This is a genomic window from Mesorhizobium sp. P3_A9 (assembly GCF_056402975.1).
Map to the genome: position 1 here is coordinate 1 of NZ_JBFUGJ010000609.1, position 1,988 is coordinate 1,988.

Genomic DNA, 1,988 nt, shown 5'->3' on the forward strand with positions numbered 1-1,988 from the left:
AAAGGGAAGAATGCGTCGTTTGAAAACTGGAGTCCAGTTAACTGGGGTCTGGCGTAGGCGGGGTCCATGCTTCCGCCCAATCTGCCGGCCAGCTTGATCATGCCCCGGCGCTTGGCATTTTCCCGCCCCTTACGCGTAATCTTAGTATCCCGGTTCTTCCCGGAAATCCTGTAGCGACGCATGCCGCAGGTCTTCCTCGCCACGCAGGTACTTCACTGTGGCCACGAGCCCCGGCTTGACCCACTGCGTCGCCGGCCGCTTCATGCCCTTCGGAGGAGGCCCTGCATGGTCCTGCACACGCTTCCAGAGCCTCTCACGTAACTCCCGGTTCAATGTGATGAAGGCCGATCCGACATATCGGCCAGTCCCTCGCTCCGCCATCAGAGCGAAGGCGGGCTTGCCGGCCTCCCGTTCGACGCCAAGCACGTCAAACTCACCGACTGAATAGCACTTCGTCTTAAGCCAGTTGGTCGATAAGCCACTGCGATATTTGCTGCCCCGACGCTTCGACACCATTCCTTCAAGCCCGGCTTGGTCAACAAGGTGAAAGATCGCCCTCGCCTCCCCCGGTAGCGCTTGGCTGAACTGAATGCGGATGTCGGGTGGAATCAGGCTCTCTAGGACCTCGCGGCGGTCCTCCAGCGCCATGTCGCGCAGATCGTGGCTGTTAAGGTGGAGAAGGTCGAAAGCGACGAAATAGAGATCATGCTGGCGCTGCGTTATGGCTGATCGGAGTGCGCCGAAGTCCGACAGGCCTGCTTCATTTAGGACGATGATTTCACCGTCGACGATGGCAGTTTCGGCTCCAAAGGACCTCGCGGCGGCGGCGAGGTCGCGGTACTTGGAGGTCCAGTCGAGACCGCGACGGGTGAAAATTCGGATGTCAGATTTTTCGACTATGATTTGAGACCGGTAGCCATCGAATTTGACTTCGTGAATCCAGTCGTCGCCCGCCGGGGGCTTCTCTATCATTTCGGGCATCAACGGCGGAATGAACTTCAAACGCATGAACGGACCTACAAAACCCACGATTCAATCCGTTGGGGTATATTAGGTTCCAATAACGTTCCGGTCCACGCCTGAACGCCGCACCGAAATATCCAAGAGAGCGGCTACGCTATTTTTTTGGGTCCCAGTCTGACACCTTGGTCGGTTCCAGCGGACGCAGACCACCCCTCATTGAGCCGAGTGCCACTGCAGCCGTGGCTTCTTGCGCCGCTTGGAATTCTTTGTCGGCGGCAGTGTCGATAAGCAATTTCTGAAGCCTCACGATGTCATAGTCTCGCCAAACCACGAGCGCCATGCGCGCCAAGGCCAAGACCATACCACCCGCTAACCCCCCTGAGACCGACCGCCGCACCCATTCGGGCCAAAGAGCGGTCGCCGGTGGTGTTACAACAACTAGATAAATCAGGGTCCCAACGAGGGCCACATTGATCCCAAGGATGGACAAGTACTCTTGTTGCAATTTTACGATCTTGGCTGTGAGGGTCTTCCGCCCCCTCGGTTCAAGGCTTTTCCAATCGAGCGTTGGCATGCCTCGATTGAGCCTCACCAAAACAGCGGCAGCCATTATGGAGAGTGCAACTGTGGTGGGTTGAAATGCCGTAAATAGATATTGCAGATCAACGCGCCATGCGGCCAAACCGATGGCGGCGGCGAGTGCGAGGACCGTGATTATCCTGAATGTCATGCGATGATCTTACCATCACGAACAAATCGTGAATACACTTCCTGCAGTTGGTCGGCAACATTGTTGAAATCCAGTAGGTTAGAGCCGTCGTGGGGAAGGTCAAAAGGCATGTTCGTACGCAGAATTGCGTCGCCATCCGAGAGTTTTCCATCCCGCCCCTCAACTTGGACGGTTCCGTCGGTTATGTCCGCCAAATCGTTAGCAAGCTTCTTCAAATTTGCCTTCGATTCCTCGGTTCTTCTGCCGCGAACCTTCACCGATGCGTCAACGGTGAGATATTCGTCCGGCCCTAGGC

Annotated in this window: 2 protein-coding genes and 1 pseudogene; all 3 read right to left on the reverse strand. The window is 56.4% G+C overall.

The genetic code is table 11. The annotated features are described in order from the left end of the window. Positions 1–141: 141 nt before the first annotated feature. Entirely contained in the window at positions 142–1,008 is an 867-nt protein-coding gene (locus AC1DX0_RS35165; protein ID WP_477220558.1) for an ATP-dependent DNA ligase, read from the reverse strand. A 109-nt stretch (positions 1,009–1,117) separates the two neighbouring features. Then, positions 1,118–1,693: a hypothetical protein gene (locus AC1DX0_RS35170; protein ID WP_477220557.1), complete on the reverse strand. Its 576-nt coding sequence runs from the start codon at positions 1,691–1,693 to the stop codon at positions 1,118–1,120. After that, positions 1,690–1,988: pseudogene (locus AC1DX0_RS35175) on the reverse strand (hypothetical protein); the annotation flags it as partial. The pseudogene AC1DX0_RS35175 and the gene AC1DX0_RS35170, both read right to left, overlap by 4 nt.

Bases quoted from the DNA above. Each gene is read 5' to 3' on its own strand.
- AC1DX0_RS35165 (WP_477220558.1), bottom strand. From the start codon at position 1,008: ATGCGTTTGAAGTTCATTCCGCCGTTGATGCCCGAAATGATAGAGAAG.
- AC1DX0_RS35170 (WP_477220557.1), bottom strand. From the start codon at position 1,693: ATGACATTCAGGATAATCACGGTCCTCGCACTCGCCGCCGCCATCGGT.